This is a genomic window from Chelativorans sp. J32, assembly GCF_000518985.1.
Classification (GTDB): Bacteria; Pseudomonadota; Alphaproteobacteria; order Rhizobiales; family Rhizobiaceae; genus Chelativorans.
This window is the reverse complement of the sequence record NZ_JAEQ01000007.1, coordinates 111,097-128,320: the sequence shown is the minus strand read 5'-3', so window position 1 is coordinate 128,320 and position 17,224 is coordinate 111,097. Positions and strand designations below refer to the sequence as shown.

At 56.2% G+C, this 17,224-nt stretch carries 16 protein-coding genes; 9 read left to right on the top strand and 7 right to left on the bottom strand.

Annotated features, from left to right (window positions below):
- Positions 1–455 precede the first annotated feature (455 nt).
- The 8 genes from gmd to CHEJ32_RS26735 are packed head-to-tail and all read left to right on the top strand — an operon-like array spanning position 456 to position 9,420.
- Positions 456–1,445, top strand: a complete 990-nt coding sequence (gmd, locus tag CHEJ32_RS0111905; RefSeq protein ID WP_028034078.1) for a GDP-mannose 4,6-dehydratase — start codon at positions 456–458, stop codon at positions 1,443–1,445.
- Between the two features lie 15 nt (positions 1,446–1,460).
- Complete coding sequence (locus tag CHEJ32_RS0111900) at positions 1,461–2,420, top strand: GDP-mannose 4,6-dehydratase (protein ID WP_028034077.1); 960 nt, start codon at positions 1,461–1,463, stop codon at positions 2,418–2,420.
- A gap of 15 nt (positions 2,421–2,435) precedes the next feature.
- Positions 2,436–3,221 carry an ABC transporter permease gene (locus CHEJ32_RS0111895; RefSeq protein ID WP_198023855.1) on the top strand — a complete coding sequence of 262 codons (786 nt, stop codon included), beginning with the start codon at positions 2,436–2,438 and terminating at the stop codon, positions 3,219–3,221.
- The gene (locus tag CHEJ32_RS0111890; protein WP_028034075.1) at positions 3,218–4,456 is read left to right on the top strand and encodes an ABC transporter ATP-binding protein; all 1,239 of its coding nucleotides are present in this window, start codon (positions 3,218–3,220) and stop codon (positions 4,454–4,456) included. The genes CHEJ32_RS0111895 and CHEJ32_RS0111890 overlap by 4 nt, the downstream gene beginning before the upstream one ends.
- Positions 4,456–5,487, top strand: coding sequence for a bifunctional 2-polyprenyl-6-hydroxyphenol methylase/3-demethylubiquinol 3-O-methyltransferase UbiG (locus tag CHEJ32_RS24560; RefSeq protein ID WP_051469621.1), 1,032 nt, complete (start codon positions 4,456–4,458; stop codon positions 5,485–5,487). Before CHEJ32_RS0111890 ends, CHEJ32_RS24560 begins: the two co-directional genes overlap by 1 nt.
- Positions 5,487–6,722 carry a hypothetical protein gene (locus CHEJ32_RS27130; RefSeq protein ID WP_156936681.1) on the top strand — a complete coding sequence of 412 codons (1,236 nt, stop codon included), beginning with the start codon at positions 5,487–5,489 and terminating at the stop codon, positions 6,720–6,722. Before CHEJ32_RS24560 ends, CHEJ32_RS27130 begins: the two co-directional genes overlap by 1 nt.
- Positions 6,719–8,200: a glycosyltransferase family 1 protein gene (locus CHEJ32_RS26740; protein ID WP_198023854.1), complete on the top strand. Its 1,482-nt coding sequence runs from the start codon at positions 6,719–6,721 to the stop codon at positions 8,198–8,200. The genes CHEJ32_RS27130 and CHEJ32_RS26740 overlap by 4 nt, the downstream gene beginning before the upstream one ends.
- Positions 8,201–8,205: 5 nt before the next feature.
- Positions 8,206–9,420, top strand: a complete 1,215-nt coding sequence (locus CHEJ32_RS26735) for a glycosyltransferase family 4 protein (RefSeq protein WP_084032781.1) — start codon at positions 8,206–8,208, stop codon at positions 9,418–9,420.
- 120 nt (positions 9,421–9,540) lie between these two features.
- Here CHEJ32_RS26735 and CHEJ32_RS0111865 read toward each other — a convergent pair whose 3' ends face one another.
- The 6 genes from CHEJ32_RS0111865 to CHEJ32_RS0111840 all read right to left on the bottom strand — a co-directional run bounded on the left by CHEJ32_RS0111865 (position 9,541) and on the right by CHEJ32_RS0111840 (position 15,723).
- Positions 9,541–10,641, bottom strand: a complete 1,101-nt coding sequence (locus tag CHEJ32_RS0111865) for a glycosyltransferase (protein WP_028034072.1) — start codon at positions 10,639–10,641, stop codon at positions 9,541–9,543.
- 166 nt (positions 10,642–10,807) lie between these two features.
- Positions 10,808–11,554 (bottom strand): ABC transporter ATP-binding protein, encoded by a 747-nt coding sequence (locus tag CHEJ32_RS0111860; RefSeq protein WP_028034071.1) that lies wholly within the window; start codon positions 11,552–11,554, stop codon positions 10,808–10,810.
- Complete coding sequence (locus CHEJ32_RS0111855) at positions 11,551–12,357, bottom strand: ABC transporter ATP-binding protein (protein WP_028034070.1); 807 nt, start codon at positions 12,355–12,357, stop codon at positions 11,551–11,553. Before CHEJ32_RS0111855 ends, CHEJ32_RS0111860 begins: the two co-directional genes overlap by 4 nt.
- On the bottom strand, positions 12,354–13,211 hold the full coding sequence (locus CHEJ32_RS0111850; protein ID WP_028034069.1) for an ABC transporter permease: 858 nt from the start codon (positions 13,209–13,211) through the stop codon (positions 12,354–12,356). The genes CHEJ32_RS0111855 and CHEJ32_RS0111850 overlap by 4 nt, the downstream gene beginning before the upstream one ends.
- Positions 13,208–14,161 carry an ABC transporter permease gene (locus CHEJ32_RS0111845; RefSeq protein WP_028034068.1) on the bottom strand — a complete coding sequence of 318 codons (954 nt, stop codon included), beginning with the start codon at positions 14,159–14,161 and terminating at the stop codon, positions 13,208–13,210. The genes CHEJ32_RS0111850 and CHEJ32_RS0111845 overlap by 4 nt, the downstream gene beginning before the upstream one ends.
- Before the next feature lie 44 nt (positions 14,162–14,205).
- On the bottom strand, positions 14,206–15,723 hold the full coding sequence (locus CHEJ32_RS0111840) for an ABC transporter substrate-binding protein (RefSeq protein WP_028034067.1): 1,518 nt from the start codon (positions 15,721–15,723) through the stop codon (positions 14,206–14,208).
- A 343-nt stretch (positions 15,724–16,066) separates the two neighbouring features.
- Between CHEJ32_RS0111840 and CHEJ32_RS24545 the strand changes: the two genes are divergently transcribed.
- Positions 16,067–16,537 carry an OsmC family protein gene (locus tag CHEJ32_RS24545; RefSeq protein WP_051469619.1) on the top strand — a complete coding sequence of 157 codons (471 nt, stop codon included), beginning with the start codon at positions 16,067–16,069 and terminating at the stop codon, positions 16,535–16,537.
- Here CHEJ32_RS24545 and CHEJ32_RS0111825 read toward each other — a convergent pair whose 3' ends face one another.
- Positions 16,538–17,155, bottom strand: a complete 618-nt coding sequence (locus CHEJ32_RS0111825; RefSeq protein ID WP_084032779.1) for a DUF2161 family putative PD-(D/E)XK-type phosphodiesterase — start codon at positions 17,153–17,155, stop codon at positions 16,538–16,540.
- Positions 17,156–17,224 lie beyond the last annotated feature (69 nt).

Below are 17,224 nucleotides of genomic sequence, written 5' to 3'. Positions count from 1 at the left end.
TCAATGCGGCGCAAGAACGTCCTTGGCTGTCATGGACCCCGGTGTGCCCCCCGGAAAGCTATGTCTAACAATGTGGCTTCTAACGAGTGCGAAGCCAAACGGCGCTCCTCGGCTGAACTTAAAGGGTTCAGTATCAATGCTCCACGGCAGAGCGTTGGGCGCCTAGGGTGCCGCCGAGGGATGAACCTATAGCTTGGACCGGCCGCTCAAGGCAGAAAGGGTGTCACACGCGCGACGTTGCCAGGCGGTATTTGTCATCGCTTCTAATCGACCGTCTCACCGTCACATCAAACTCTCCCTAAATGACGCCATTATCGATTGGCAGTGTAGGTTGCTCTGCTGGAACCGTGGATGGAGCGCGGATCAGATTGCGCTGTTGCGATACACGGTATAACTCGGACCAGGAGTTGGGGCGGGCGGCAACGGAAACCTGATCCTTACGGAGAATTAAGAATATGAGCGGAAAACGCGCGCTGATTACGGGCATCACCGGACAAGATGGCGCATACTTGGCGCAGTTTCTGTTGGGCCAAGGCTATGAGGTCCATGGTCTGCTGCGTCGAAGCGCATCTGCCGACGTGATCGGGGCCCGCCTAAAGTGGCTTAAGATCGACGGCAGGATCATCCTTCACGATGGCAATTTGACAGATCTCTCCGGGCTGATTCGTGTTATGAAGGATGTGCAGCCGCAGGAAGTTTATAACCTTGCCGCGCAGTCTTTTGTGAAATCATCTTGGCAGCAGCCGCTGCTCACGGGGACCGTGACGGGCCTCGGTGCGGTTAATATACTTGAGGCCGTTCGGCTGGCAAATCCAGAAGCCCGCTTCTATCAGGCATCTTCATCTGAGATGTTTGGCTTAATTCAGGAACCGATCCAGTCTGAAAAGACACCATTCTATCCACGTTCTCCTTATGCGGCCGCGAAGCTTTATGCTCACTGGATGACCGTGAATTACCGCGAAAGTTTTGACATGCATGCCTCGAACGGCATTCTTTTCAACCATGAATCGCCACTGCGTGGGATTGAATTCGTCACTCGCAAAATCACGGACGGCGTAGCGCGTATAAAGCTAGGTCTCCAGGAAAAGTTGTCGCTTGGGAATCTGGATGCAAAGCGCGACTGGGGGCACGCACGGGACTATGTCAAAGCCATGTGGCTCATGCTGCAACAGGAAGTGCCGGACGACTATGTAATCGCTACTGGCAGGACTGCTTCCGTTCGAGAGTTTTGCCAATTTGCCTTCAACCATGTTGGACTGAACATGGAGGATCATGTTGTCGTTGATGAACGCTTCCTAAGGCCGGCAGAGGTTGATATCCTTTTGGGGAATGCCGAAAAAGCCAAGGCAAAGCTCGGCTGGGCTGCGGAAACCACGCTGGAAGAATTGGTTGCGGAAATGGTGGAAGCTGACCTGCAGCGGCTAACCAGCCAAGAACATCTGTGAGGGTCTGGATTGTCGATGCGCGTGTTGATCACCGGCGCGGGCGGGTTTGTCGGCCCTCATGTGGTCACCGCTCTGAAGCAGGTTTGCGACGGCGATCTGCACATCATTTCCACCTCGAGACGCCCAGATCGGGGCCCATCCAATGGTCTCGAGGCACTCGACATAACTGACCGCGATGCGGTCGAAAGGGCGATCCGGCGCCATCGACCGGATTGCGTTGTCCATCTTGCAGGCGTTGCTGCTCCCGCCCTTGCAGCACGCCAGCCGGAGATCGCCTGGCGCGTGAATGTCCAAGGCAGCCTCAATGTCGCATCTGCCATTATGAAATCGGCCCCCGATTGTTGGCTTATTCATGCCGGTTCGGGTCTGGTCTATGGTGACAGCGCAAAAGGTGGTCATCCACTCGACGAAACGACGGTGCTCTCCCCTGTCGATGACTATGGTGTCACCAAGGCCTCAGCCGACCTTGCTCTTGGCGCGATGGCCCGTCGAGGGCTGAAATGCGTTCGGCTGCGCCCTTTCAATCACGCCGGCCCTGGCCAGACTGAAGCGTTTGTGGTTTCGGCATTTGCAATGCAAGTCGCCAGAATTGAAGCAGGACTCGCCGAGCCTGTTATCCGGGTTGGTAACCTAGAGGCCGAGCGGGATTTTCTGGACGTGCGCGACGTCGCTATTTCCTACGCTCTGGTCGCACAAAAAGCTGGCCTTTTGGAGACGGGTACCATCTTGAACATCGCCTCCGGTAAAGCGCGTCCCATCTCAGATGTGCTGGAAGGCCTGCTTCATTTGAGCAAGGTATCGATCAAAGTCGAGCAGGACCCAGCACGCATGCGGGCAAGCGATCTTCCACGGATCGTGGGGAACGCTGAGCGGGCTCAGCAACTGCTAGGTTGGAAGCCACATTACCTTTTTGAACAAACTTTGGCCGATGTCCTGGCAGATTGCAGGGCACGCACTGGCACCGGTGCGGAATAAAACGAGATGCAAAGCATGTTTGAAGCGCTCTGGCGTTATCGGTATTTCGTCCTGGCTTCGATTGCCGGCGAGCTTCGCGGTAGGTTCGCCCGGTCGCGATTGGGCCTCCTTTGGTCGATCCTACACCCACTGGCGCAAGCTGCCATTTTCGCTCTTGTACTCGCAGAAGTGCTCGGCGCTAAGTTGGGAGGGGTTGAGGACAAGACCGCCTATCCTGTGTATCTGTTAGCCGGCATGGCTGCTTGGACGCTCTTCAGTGAAATCCTGAACCGCTGTCTATCGGTTTTCATCGAATATTCCGGCACGCTAAAGAAGATTGCCTTTCCGCGCATCTGCCTGCCCGTCATTGTCTGGGGAAGCGCACTGCTCAATCATGTCTTTCTGCTGGCGGCCATAGTGGTGGTTTTTCTGTTCTTCGGGTATATCCCCGGAGCGGCTTGGCTGGTGCTGCCGCTGGGTATTGTACTTATATCCTTGTTTGCGTTCGGCCTGGGTGTGATGCTAGGCATATTCAACGTTTTTTCGAGGGATATAGGTCAAATACTTACAGTCGCCCTGCAGCTTTGGTTCTGGGTTACGCCCATTGTTTATCCTCAAACGGTTGTTCCGGAACATCTACGCTGGCTGCTGCATCTTAATCCCATGGTGTCGCTCGTCGGCATCTACCAGGACGCGCTAGTCTTCAACCGTATGCCTGACCTCGCGCCTCTCCTTCTACCAACGGTGATTGCGCTCGGATTATTTTCGCTTTCCTTCCTGCTATTCAAGCGGGCAAGCCCCGAGCTCGTGGATGTGCTATGATCCACGAAGTTCTACGCATCGATCAGGTTGGCAAGCGTTACGCCACCTACCCTTCGAATTTGGCCCGGTTCGCCACCTGGTTTGGCGCAAAGATCTCACCCCTGAGCGAGTTCTGGGCTGTCCGCGACATAAGCTTCAGCTTAGGTAAGGGAGAGGCGCTAGCGCTCATTGGGCAGAACGGAGCCGGCAAGAGCACGCTTTTAAAGCTGATCACCGGAACAGTACGCCCGACGACAGGAAGCATTGCGGTTCAGGGCCGCATTAGCGCAATTCTTGAATTGGGGCTTGGCTTCAATCCTGAATTCACTGGTAGGCAAAATGTTTATCAGGCAGGCGGCCTCATGGGTTTCTCGCGCGAGCAGTTGACGAAGATGATGCCCGAAATCGAGGATTTCGCAGAACTAGGTGAGTTCTTCGACAAGCCGCTGCGCGTCTATTCCTCAGGCATGCATGCGCGGCTCGCCTTTTCGCTGGCCACCGCCGCGCGGCCGGATGTGCTGATCGTAGATGAGGTACTATCGGTAGGCGATAGCTATTTCCAGCATAAGAGCTTCGATAAGATCCGGCGCTTCAAGGAAGAGGGCGTCGCTATTCTGTTCGTCTCCCACAGTATGAACGATGTCCGCGCGCTCTGCGACCGCGTTATCCTGCTGGACCATGGCTCGGTCCAGAAAGACGGCTCGCCCGACGAGATCGTCGATTATTATAACGCGCTGATTGCCGAGAAGGACAATGCGCGCATGTTGATTGAGCAGAAGCGGGGTGAAAGCGGCTGGCAATACACGCGGTCGGGCACTTTGGAGATCGCTGCGAGGAGGATCGAACTAGTCGACGCGGAGACTCAGGAGCCTGTTGCCACGGCTCGCGTCGGCCAAAAGTTGCTCCTTCGGTTAGTAGCAAAGGCTGAAGCCAACATACCACAGCTTGTGCTCGGCTTTATGCTGCGCGATCGCACAGGGCATGTGGTATGGGGCACGAATACATGGCACACGGAGCAAGTGCAAAGGGAGATCAGGAAGAATGACGAGATAGAATTCGTCTTGAGTTTTACCTGCAATCTCGGCCCGGGATCCTACTCCTTTTCGCCGGCGCTCACGAGCACAGATACTCATCTCACTGACAATTACGAGTGGCAGGACAACGCCATCGTCTTTAACGTGGTGAATGCCGATAGGACTTTTTTCATAGGAACGTCGCACCTCCCGGCAGAATTTTCTATACGGAGGCTGGCCTGATGCCCAAAGAAGGTGCCTCGCTCACGGGTCGCGGTTCTCGCAAAACCCTAGACGATGGCTTTTATCGTGCATTCGAAGATAGATTCCGGGGTTCACAGGAGCTGATCCGCAGCCGGCTTGAAATCTATCTCCCTTTTATACTGCCTTTGAAGCAGATCGAAAAGAGACCCGCTGCTCTGGACCTAGGTTGCGGTAGAGGAGAATGGCTGGCGCTACTTTCCGAGAATGGTTTTAACGTTCAAGGCGTCGATCTGGATGAGCGCATGCTTTCGGCCTGCAAAGAACAGGGCCTGGATGCCATACGCGGAGATGCAAGCTCCTTCCTTGAACAGCTTCCCGACGAAAGTAAGTCGATCATCTCGGGCTTTCACATTGCTGAGCACCTTAGCTTTCAGCAACTGCAGACGTTGGTCTATGAAGCATTTCGCGTCCTCAAGCCTCACGGTTTGCTGATCCTGGAGACGCCCAATCCGGAAAACATTCAGGTTTCGACACTGACCTTCTATCTTGATCCCACGCATCGTCACCCCCTCCCTCCCGCGCTTTTAACTTTTTTGCTGGATTACTATGGTTTCCCGCGCACAAAGATCTTGCGGCTACAAGAAGATCGGGACCTTCTAAGCTCTCCTACTCCTTCAATTGAGCATGTTTTGTATGGTGCAAGTCCCGATTATGCAATCATTGCGCGGAAGAGCACCGATGAATTTTCCGAGCAGCTATTTGGTGAGTGCTTTGACGTGGAACTGGGCGTTCGGATGAGTGAGCTCGTCAAAACATATGATACGCATCAGATCTCGCATAATACGCAAATGTTGCGCTTGGCGGACGCCCTTGTCGAAGAGCGCGACGCCCGGCTTGTATTGGAAGCACGCCTCGATGAACTGGAAGCGCGCATCAAAGAAGAAATCAAAATAAACGCTGATCTTATAAAGAAACTTTCTTCACTATATTGCTCAACCTCCTGGCGCGTTACAGCTCCGTTGCGTTTTATCGGCCGCAGAATTCAGCGGCTTTGGGGAGGCCTCGTTTAATGAAAGGTAGTATCGGGACAGTTTTGATTCTTGGCACTTACCCAGCCGTCAAGCCGAAGCATGGCGGGCAGGTTAGACTTTATAATATAAAGCACGCTTATGAGGCCGCCGGATGGGAGTCTATTCCTATATCGGTTTACCCCAACGGGCACTATCCCAAGACTGAAAGGGGACCTCTGGACCTTACTCTCCCTGAAACTGGCCCGCACAAACTTTTGCAGGGGAAAAGCATACCGTTTATAGACGATCTACTAGCGGGTCGCTTTGCCGCTGCTAAAGACGGCGGCCTACCTTCTATACTTGCCCGCATTCCCAAGAAAATCGACGTTATTCATGTCGAGCAGCCCTGGTTGTGGCCACTCGCGGTGGAGCTTCGTAAGCGCCCTGAGTATTCATCAGTTGTTTTGATCTACGGATCCCAGAATATCGAAGCACCGCTGAAGCGGTCCATATTTGAGGATGTTGGCGTCCGGGGAGCAGACGATGCTATTGTTGCGATTGAGGAGCTTGAGCGGTGCGCAGCGTCGACTGCTGATCTAGTGTTGGGAGTGACGGAAGAAGATTTGAAGTCTATCCGAAAATGGGGCGCGAAGAGAGCCGAGCTGCTACCTAATGGCATTGAACCATGGAATGCAACCGAAGACGGCATTTCCAAATGGAGAGAGAAACTCCCTCGCCGACCCTGGCTCTTATATGTGGCTAGCGCCCATCCTCCGAATTTCTCAAGGTTTTCTGAGCTGCTTGGAGAGTCACTTGCCTGTTTTCCACCAACAAGTCGTCTCGTTGTTGCAGGAAGTGTGTCTGAGCATATACACCGGGTAATGTGTCAAACAAAATGGTCGCATTTAAATTTATCTCGACTGAAATTATTGTTCACGCTTTCCGATGCGGATCTCGCGGCAGTTAAATCACTTGCGCATGGCTTTATTCTGCCCATTCCGTTCGGAGGGGGATCGAATATTAAAACAGCCGAGGCGCTCTATTCTGGAGCTTTCGTAGTTGGGACCCCTGCTGCCTTCAGAGGATATGAAGATTTTGCAGACCTCCCAGAAGTGAGAGTAGCAGATAATCCAAAGAAGTTTCAGAATTCGATTCGAGACATCCTGGGACGCTCACGGCATACCTACGAAGTTGGATCAGTTGGTTATATTCGCCGTCAGAAACTGCGTTGGGATGAGTGCCTAAGTTCGCTGCCGCTGCTGGTCAACACGCTGGCGAACAAGGAATGCGTATGAGTAAAATCTGGCTTGATGTGACCTCAATACTAGGCTGGTCTAGACCATCCGTGGGCGTCGTGAGGGTAGAGAGTGAATGCGCCAGATTCGCGCTTCAGCATCTCGGCTCCGATGTGGAATTCTGCCGCTTTGATAGACACCAAGGTTTCCTGCGCGTTGATCCAGACGACGTGGAGAGCGCGCTTTACAGAATTGACCGCACGGAGCGGCAGAGTTCAGAAGCGGAGAAAGCCTTAGTTTCCCCAAGAACCCTGGAAGAAAGAGTTGAATACACTGCGCGAGCAGCACTGCAGAAAATACCTCCAAGAGTTCGCGCGCCTCTATCTCATTATCTTCTGAAACGACGTGAGAGTGTCAAAGCTTTAGTTGGCGCGCTGCGTGAATTGCGGAGAGCTATTCGCATATGGCGCACGACTTCATTACCCGAAGTTTCCAAAGCCGACCCTTGTTTCCCTCATAGTTTCGCCGCACCTTTTTCACAGGGAGATGCGTATATTTCTCTTGGACTCGATTGGGATCAGAAAGATCAATCTTTTCTGGCGCAAGTCAGAGAAGAATTATCTCTTAAATGTGTTCTAATTTGCTATGATGTAATACCCGTAAAATTTCCTCATTTATGCGTTGGCGATGTAAGTGCAAAATTTGCGAGATATTTCGCCGATATCTCCTGGTGTGCAGATGAAATACTGTGCATATCGGAATGCAGCCGCCGGGATCTTATAGAGCTTCTGGAAGAGTTGGGAACAAGGATTCCTAGTTGCACGGTGGTACAACTCGGGAGCGAAATCCCGGCTCCGAAAAATGAAACCAGTGAGATAATGACGGCAGCTGGGAAGAGGTTTATTCTCTTCGTTTCTACTATCGAAAGACGAAAGAACCACGAAACTTTATATAGAGCCTATACAAGGTTGGTCGATCAGGGGGAGCGAGATCTTCCTAAGCTTGTATTCGTAGGAATGGTCGGGTGGGGCGTATCGGATTTTCTTGCCGACTTGCGTTTTGATCCCCGTATTTCCGGTTTGGTCGAGGTCCTGACCAACGTCAGTGACGCGGACCTCACGTGGCTCTATAAGAATGCGCTCTTCACTGTGTTCCCGTCGCTTTATGAAGGGTGGGGACTAGCTGTTGCGGAGAGCTTGGCGAGCGGCAAATTTTGTCTGGCGTCAAATGCAGCATCTATACCAGAGGTAGGGGGGGATCTAATAGAGTACCTGGACCCCTGGGACGTACCAAAGTGGGCTGAGCGGCTTAAGTGGTACTTCGATCACCCGGAGGAATTGAAGCAGGCAGAGGAACGTATAAAGGTCGAGTACGCCCCCAAAGCGTGGCAGGATACGGCCAAAGCTATCTTCGGAACGGCCGAAGCGTTACTTACACCATCAAGGTCCCGCAATGGTGACATTGATAACGTCGAGTTAACAAAGAAGAACATTGGCGCGAATGCGTCTGATCTGCAAGAGCAACTGCGCATTCAGTAAGAGAGATGTCCAAGCTTCATTTCGACTTTTTGCGCCGCCAAATTTGGCGACGGCTCCCAAGAGAGTTTCGGGATGTGCTCATCTACCGGCTGGCGCTCTGGTTTGGCCCTCGGCTATCTCCCGATGCTGTGATGGAAGAGCCAATCATAGTGGTAGGCATGTTGCGTGCCGCCTCCGGAGTTGGGGCGGCCGCCCGTGCATGCCACGATGCGCTGCTGGAAGGTGGCCTGGAGGTTTACGGAATTGATCTCACTGAGATCACGCACGGCGACAAGACCTACACGGATTTTGCCTTCAAGAGTGGGAGGATCACCGGGAAGGGAACAATTCTCTTACATGCCAGCGGCCTTCACGTTCCAATAGCCATGAGTGTGTTGGGCCAGCGCGTCGTGCATAGAAAACGAATCATCGCCCATTGGTTCTGGGAACTGCCAAAAGTACCTAAGAATTGGAATTTGGCAGCCCGCTTCGTGCATGAGATATGGGTAAATAGTCATTTTGTAGCAGACGCAGTTCGCACAGTTTCCAATAAGCCGGTGCGTGTCGTCCCATATCCTCTCAAACCGCTTCAAGAGAGGAGAAATGAGAGCGCTAAGAAGTCCGATCGATTCTTCACAGTACTTCTTGTTTTTAACGTTGCATCAAACTTCACGCGGAAGAATCCCTGCGCCGCAATAACGGCTTTTAGGCGAGCTTTTGGAGATGACCCTGATGCGAGACTTATTGTAAAATATGCGAATGCAGACGTTTGGCCCGCTTCACTTCGATATATGGAAGCGGCAGCCGCCGGCGCTCGAAATGTCACGCTGATCGGCGATACGCTGGGCGATGAGGGGATGTCCAGCCTTTATGACCAAGCAGATGTTATTATGTCGCTTCATCGGTCCGAAGGTTTCGGGCTTGTCATAGCGGAAGCGATGCAGCGCGGGATTCCTGTAATTGCCACCAACTGGTCCGGAAATACTGATTTTTTTGACTCAGGTGTTGGCGTACCGGTCGGCTTCGACCTCGTGGCGGTCGAAGATCCTCAAGGCTTCTACCGTGAAAAGGAAGTCGTTTGGGCTGAACCGAAAATTGATGATGCCGCTTGCGCCTTGCGTATATTGAGATCCAACAATCGGCTTCGGGCCGAACTTGGCAAAGCTGCGTCTAAACGTGTTTTTGAGATGTATAATCCCGGTCGCTACGTCGGTGCCATTGCTGAGCTTCTGCACAAATAGCTGGGTAGTGCCAGTTTAGCTTATCATGACGTGATATCCTAGCCGCGCCGCAATATGTACTACCTCCGCCCCGCGCCCAGTGTTCCGCGTCTACAAGAAGCTGGCAAATGCGCGATATCGTCAGAGCCTCGCTGAAGAAAGGTCACGATACAGGCTCAGATACCGCTCACACATGACTTCGCCCCTAAATAAATGCTCGTAACGTGCACGGGCTGCCAAGCCCATTGCGGAGGCGACATCTGGCTGTCCGGCGAGACTTTGCATAGCTTTAGCCAGCGCGTCTACATCTCTAGGGTTTATCGCTAAACCTGTCTCGCCGTGTACATTGACATAAGTTGTCCCCGTGCCGATTTCGCAGGTAATCATAGGTTTAGCAGCACGGGCCGCTTCTAGGAGCGCCACACCGAATGCTTCCGAGCGCAGATGAGACGGAAAGACGAAGGCCCGGCAAAGTGATAGAAGAGCAGCTTTATCAAGCTCGGAAAAATGTTGGACAAGTTTGATGTGAGGGAAGCGGTAAGCCTCAATGTCCGCTGCCATTTCGCCACTTCCGGCGATCACAACAGGTAAACCAGTTTTCTTTGCAGCCTCTAACAGAAAAGGAAGCCCTTTGTAGTATCGCAGGGCCCCGATGAAGAGGAAAAAACCTTCTCCTACCTGCTGCCGCCATCGGGCCACTAATGCTTCCGGTGGCGCCACCTGATCCACCAGACCAATGGAAATGATCGAGGTCTTTCGTTTATAGTGCTTCAGCACGGTGCTGCTGGCGGCGTAATTTGGCGAAGTTGCAATGATGCGGTCCACCCGATTGAGAAATCGGAACATCAAGGGACGATAAAAATAGTTTAGCAATCGCTGGCGAACTATATCGGAATGATAGGTCACGATTGAAGGGCATTTTGGCCGCACCATTAAGTGCATTAAATCCATTAACGGCCACGGAAAATGATAATGGACGATATCTGCCCGCGCCGAGAGCTCTCGGAAAACTTTGAATGCAGACACAGATAGGCCGGTGGAGGCTACATAGAAATCACGTTTTGCCTGATAAGCACTGTGTCGGCCCACGCGGTAAGGGCCCGCTACCGGCTTATCGCTTACCGAAAGCACAGTGGTTTCGACACCGAGAGGCGCTAACCCTTCTGCGATCTGCCAGATTACGCGCTCGATGCCCGTAAAGCTGTCCGGCAGATAGGTCTTAAAAACATGAAGAACTTTCACTTAGATCGTCCCATTTAGGCGTTCCTCCTGTTCCGGCGACTATCGAGATTGCGATGGAGACATGGAGTAGCGTAGATGAGCATTCAGCGCAGACATGCAATCGATGCGCCACGAATTAAATCGTCTTTACGCGCTTTGGAAGTGGCGTCCAGGAATTGCTTCATCCTCACACGGGCATGCGTGGCACGCTGGCGAGGAGTTTTTGCGTATAAGGGTGCTGCGGGTGGGCGAGGATGTCCGCTGTCTTGCCGCTTTCCACGATCCGCCCTCGTTCGAGAATGATGATCTCCTCGCAAAGCGATGCCACGACGCCGAGATCGTGCGACACGAACAGGATGGCCATGGTTTTCGACAGTGCTCTCAACAGCTCGACGATGCGAATCCGGGTGGAGAGGTCGAGAGCGCTCACCGCCTCGTCCGCAAGGATGAGTTGGGGACGCGCGACGATCGCCCGGGCAATCGCTATGCGCTGACGCTGGCCGCCGGAAAATTCGTGCGGATAGCGGGAGATGGAGTCCATAGGAAGGCCGACGTCGTGCAGTGCGGCCTCGATCGCCGGACGATGCGGCCCGGGAATCCCGAGAGCACGAAGCGGCTCTGCAACGATACCCTCCACCTTCTGTCGGGGATCGAGAGAGGAATAAGGATCCTGAAAAACCGCCTGGACGGCACGCCGGTAGCGGCGCATGAACGCACGGTCGCCGGGTTCCAGAGCCTCCCCGTTGAAGCGGATCTTCCCCGCACTGGGCCGCGCAAGACCGAGTAGAAGTTTCAGGATCGTCGACTTGCCCGAGCCTGATTCACCAACCAGCCCGACATTCACGCCGCTCCTGATCGCGAACGAGACATCGTGCAGCACCCGCTGCTCGCGCGAATAGCCGAAGGAGACCTCTTCTACCGCGATCATGCTCATTGCGCGGGCTCCAACGCTTTGTCGAATGCGGCGGCAGCAGAAACCAGGGTGCGGGTATATTCATGCGCCGGCGCGCCGAAGACGGATGTCACCGGGCCCTGCTCGACCACTTCTCCCCGGCGCAGCACCGCCACTTTCTCGGCCACGCGGGCCACGACCGGAAGATCGTGACTGATGAAGAGGAGAGCCATACCGTTCTCGCGCACGAGATCAGACAGGAGGTCGAGGATTTCGGCTTGGGTGGTGACGTCGAGCGCGGTGGTCGGTTCGTCGGCAATAAGAAGCTTGGGCCGGCAGGCAAGCGCCATTGCGATAGCAATGCGCTGCCGCTGGCCACCCGAAATCTCATAGGGATAGGCATTCACGATACGGTCGATGTCCGGCAGCGAGACACGCTCGAGAAGATCCCGAACTTCGCGCGCGAGCGCTTTCCGGTCTAGTTTTTTTCCCTCCCGGCGATAGCGGCGGGCGAGCGGCTCGGCAACCTGTCGTCCCACCTTCATCAGCGGGTCGAGTGCCGTGAGCGGCTCCTGAAACACGGTTGCGACAGCTGCACCACGCAGCGGCAGAAGATCCTCCTCGCGCGCGCCGATCACCTGTCTGCCGTCGAGCAGAATGGAGCCTTCGGCGCGAATATCGGGCGGCAGAAGGCCGATCGCTGCAAGTGCCGTCAGCGATTTGCCGGAGCCGGATTCGCCGATCAGCCCGAGACGTTCGCCCCCCGCGATGGAAAGCGAAAGATCGCGCACCAGCGCCTGGTCACCAATGCTCAGCGTCAGGCCGTCGATGGCAAGCAGGGTCATCGCGAACGCCTCCGCGTAGGATCGCCGATGTCGCGCAGTCCGTCGGCAAGCAGGTTCATACCGATGACCAGCGAAACCAGCGCAAGTCCGGGCGCGACAGCGCCGAAGGGCGCCGTGTAGACCGTGCCCTGCGCTTCCTGGAGCAGGCGCCCCCAGGAGGCATTGGGTGGCGGCGCACCGAGACCTAGATAGGAGAGCGAAGCTTCCGCGATCACCGCCAAGCCGAACTGAAGCGCGAAATTGACCGAAAGCGTCGGCCAGATATTTGGCAGGAGATGTCTGAAGACGATGCTCGGCCAGGATGAGCCCGCGGTGCGAGCGGCGGTAATATAGTCCATTGCGAGCACCCGCTTGGCGAGGATTCGCGTGAGCCGCGCAACGATGGCCGAGATCGCGATGCCGAGCGCCAGGATAGCGGAAAGGAGGCTTGCGGTTCCGGTGGCCGCCACGACAAGCATGGCAAGGAGGAGGGTGGGAAAGGCGATGAGGATGTCGAAAGTGGCCGCCAGCGCATCATCGAGATAGCGGGTAGCAAAGGCCGCAAGAACGCCAAGCGTCACGCCGATCGCGGCAGCGATCGCCACTGCGCCGGCCCCGACGATAAGCGCGATGCGCGAGCCGATCATGATTTGCGTGAAGAGATCGCGGCCGAGCCGGTCGGTTCCCGCCCAGTGGGCCCAGGAAGGAGCCTCCAGCCGCCCGCCCGTCATGCCGGTCGGGTCATAGGGGATCCAGACAAGGGTCAGCAGAGCCACCGCCAGATGAAGGCCAACCAGCAGGAGGCCGATGCTCAAGGTGAGTGACCGCCGGGTGCGACGCGCAGAATCCTCTTGTTGTTCGGCGAGGACGGTCATCGCCTTACGCTCCCCGCTTTTTCGCGCAGGCGCGGGTCAATCCACCGTTGGGCAAGATCGGCAAAGAAGCCGATCAGGAGGACGAGCAGGGTGGAAATGAAGAGCACACCCTGAATGTTGGGATAATCGCGCTGTTCAATCGCCAGAAGCAGCATAGAGCCCAGGCCAGGCAACGTGAACACACGCTCCACCACCACCGCGCCCAGGAGCGTCGTCGCAAGCTCGATGCCCAGAATGGAAACGACCGGCACCGCGCCGTTGCGGATGCCGTGCCGAACGAGCGCCTCCGAGAAGCCGGAGCCGAGTGCCCGCGCCGTGCGCAGGTAATCGCTGCCCAGCACGTCCTGCGTCGCCGACCGGACATAACGCAACAGCGACGCGGACATGACGAGGGCGATGGTTATGATCGGAAGAAAGAGCGCGCGAAGCGCTTCGAATGGCGCTCCCCATCCGCGAGGAGGAAAGCCGCCCGATGGGAAGAGGCGCAGATTGACCGCAAAGAGCGTCACCAGGAGGATTCCCACCCAGAAGACGGGAATGGCGATGCCGAGCTGGGAGACGACGGAGATCGCACCGCCATACCAGCGATCGGCCTTCACCGCGGAGAGGATGCCGAAGGGGACTGCGATCACGACTGCGAGAAGGAAGGAAAGCAGGGTGAGCGGGACAGTGACCGAAAGACGCGCGATGATGTCGTCCAGAACCGGCGTTCGGCTGACGAAGGAGGTGCCTAGGTCGAAGCGCGCGAGGCTGGAGATGAAATGAGCGAATTGCTGCGGCAACGGCAGGTCCGACCCCACCTCACGGCGCGCCGCCTCGATCTGTGCCTGGTCGGCGCCGACCGAGACGAGAGCATTCGCGGGATCCCCCGGCAAGAGCCGCAGAAGGACGAAAAGGACGACGCTCGCCACAAAGAGCGAGAAGACGAGAATGGCGAGCCGGCGGACTATATAAGCGAGGATTGGCCCCTCCTTCCGCGGCTCGCCTCGAACGACTACTCCGCGCGCTTGGTGATGCCGTATGCGAAGAACTGCGAGTTTAGCCCATTCACGGGATAACCGCTCACTCCCGCGCTCGATACCACGATCTGCGGATAGAGATAAAGCCAGCCACTGGCGGCATCCTCCGCAATAATGCGGTTCGCCTCCTTGAGTTTTTCGACCTGTTCGGCCTCGCTGGCACTGGTTTCAGACGAGGCGATCAGCTCCACGACCTTTGGATTGTTATAGCCCCAGTAGAAGTCCGGATTGCCATAGAACACGATGTCGCGATGGTTCACATGCTCCTGCAGCGTCGCCTGGAAGTCGTGTGCCTGATAGATCTTCGTGTACCATTCATTGGCGGTGATGATGTTGATGTTCACTTTGATGCCCACCTTCGCAAGCTCGCTCTGTACGAATTGCGCGACGATCGGGTGGGGATCATAGTTCGGCGTTTCGAGGGTGAAGGTGAAACCGTCGGCATAGCCGGCTTCCGCGAGGAGCTGCTTCGCGCTTTCCGGATCATAGGGGTCGACATTGGTGAGGTCGACATACCACGGGTCCGTCGGCGGGACGAAGGACCCGATCAGCGTACCGTAATCGCCCCAGATCGAGGAAAGGAGCCTCTGTCGATCGATTGCGCGCGCGATCGCCTTGCGCACCTTCACATTGCTGAAAGGCTCGACCCGATCGTTATATGCCAGGACTTCCTTCGTGGTCGATTGTCCTTCTTCCACCACGAAGGCCGGATTGTCCTGGAATTGAGCAAGTGAATCCGGGCTTTGCACGCTGGTGATGATATCCACCGCGCCGGTAAGCAACGCGTTGTTGAGAGCGGTCGCCTCGGTGAAATAGTTGAAGGTTACACCACTATTGGCTGGCGCATCGCCCCAATAATCATCGAACGGCACCAGGCTGATGCTCGAACCGCGACGCCAGGCGTCTAACCGGTAAGGACCCGTGCCATCCTCGCCGGAGGTAAGATCCGTCGCCTTGTCGTTGACGATCCAGACATAGGTAAGATTATAGGGCAGCGATATGGAGCGCTCGGAGAGCTTGACCACGACCGTTCTGTCATCGGGGGTTTCGATCCCGGCGATGGTCGAAAGGCTCTTCTTGCGCGAGCTCTTGGAGTTTTCGGCGACAACCCGTTCGATGCTGTATTTCACGTCCGCCGAAGTGAGCGGGTCGCCGGAATGAAAGGTGACGTCGGGCTGAAGGGTGAAGGTGTAGGTCAGCCCGTCGTCGCTCATCTGGTAATCCAGCGCGAGCTTGGGCACGACCTCACCGCTGTCTTCGAGCTGGAAAAGCCCTTCATACACATTGCCGTTGAAAGCTTCGTTGATGCCTTGGCCGGCTCCAGCCGTATTGTCCAGGTTCTGCGGCTCGTAAAGCGAACCGATCCTGATGACGGCGGAGGGGTCCGTCTCACCCTCCTGCGCCTTGGCGTGCCCAAACGCCGCCAGGACCAGCATGGCAGTGGCAGCGAGAAGCTGAAGGCCATGATCCCTTCGATGCCGCGTTCTTGTCATTTCGTCTCTCCTTCTACAGCATCGGTCCGAAAACGGAATCGGTCTTCGGAAAGCACGATGCGTCGATTCAAAAACTTACAGCGTCCTTTGTGCGTCCGAATGGACGCACGGCGCTGTAGGCGCGATCCCCGGACCACGACGATCTCGTTCGGCCAGGCCGGAAGCATGGCTGGACTCTAGCCTCCGCCCAATTCCCTCGCGAGGCAATAAGGTTCCCTCTCACACGCAATTTTCGCAATGTTGATCGCCGCAAGAGCAAAGAGCGAGTTTAATTTTCCAACAGGCTCGCCCCGAGACTGGTGGCGAGCTGATCTCTGGTGCTCCACATCGGGATCGCCTACGTATGAAGGCACGCCTTGCAACAGCGCCCGAGAATCAAGTCATGGTCAATATCGTCAAGCGTTCCACCGTCGTCGGCGCCTCGCTGCCCGGCAGGGGCCAGGGAAGCGTCGCCGCGCGCTCAGGTGCAAGCCTTGATCTCGCCGGCCTGGCCTCCGAAAGCGGCATGACGCCGGTCGAGATGATGGATGCTGCCTTGGCCGGCTGCCTTGTGTTGAGCCTGCGGATCGCCGCCCGCAGCTTCGGCTGGCACGAACGGCTCGTCTCCGTGAAGGCCGATGTTCGGCATCAAAAAGCGCCTGACGCTCCATCCCGGGTTATCGCATTCGACTGCGCCTTCGAGATCGAGGGAGAGTTTTCAGCGGAAGAACGCGAAAAATTGGTCGCGGAGGCGCATCGTCTCTGCACCGTCGGCAATACGTTGGAGCGAGGCGCGCTCATTCGCGACGTAGACAAGATTCCCGATGGCGAATGATCAGACCGTGGCCTCAGCTGCCGACCATTGGGATGCGGCTAGCCTACCTTTTTCCGTAAGCCCGTAGATGCCACGCTCCACGCGGTCAAACCAACCATAGACGTTGTGGCGAAGGATCTTGGGCGCATCGGGGATCGCGGGTTTGAGATCGCGCGGTCGTTTTGGTCCTTCCGCCAAAGCGCAGGCGCAGGCGAGCGCCTGCTGACGATAGGCAGTCATGATGGGCCTTCTCGTTCCCCCGCCGGCAACGGGATCGCCCTGGCGGCGTCGGTGCTCATCCACCAGCCGCGAGCGGCGGCGGGAATCACGGCGCGGCATGGGTGCGGCCGGTCTCACCAGAATGTGCACCTCTCCATTTGAGGCAACGCCCAGCATACCGAAGCCCAGCCGGCGGCAAAGATTGCGAAAGCGCGCGTCGCTCTCCCTGCCCTTTCCGCGCATGGACAGGCGCGCCGCAAGCCACACCTCGTCGCAGGCGGCGGCACGATCGACACCCTGAAGAACCAGCTCCAGATTAAAGCTCATCTTCAGTTCGCCGATGACGACGATCGGCGGCTCGCCGTCCTTCAGGGCAACAAGATCGCAGCCGCCCACCTCCCCCTTGACGGCGAAGCCCATTCCTTCGAGGAATTTCTTTACCGGGCGGTAGAGAGAGGTTTCCAGCGCATCCTCCGACCGAATCGTCTG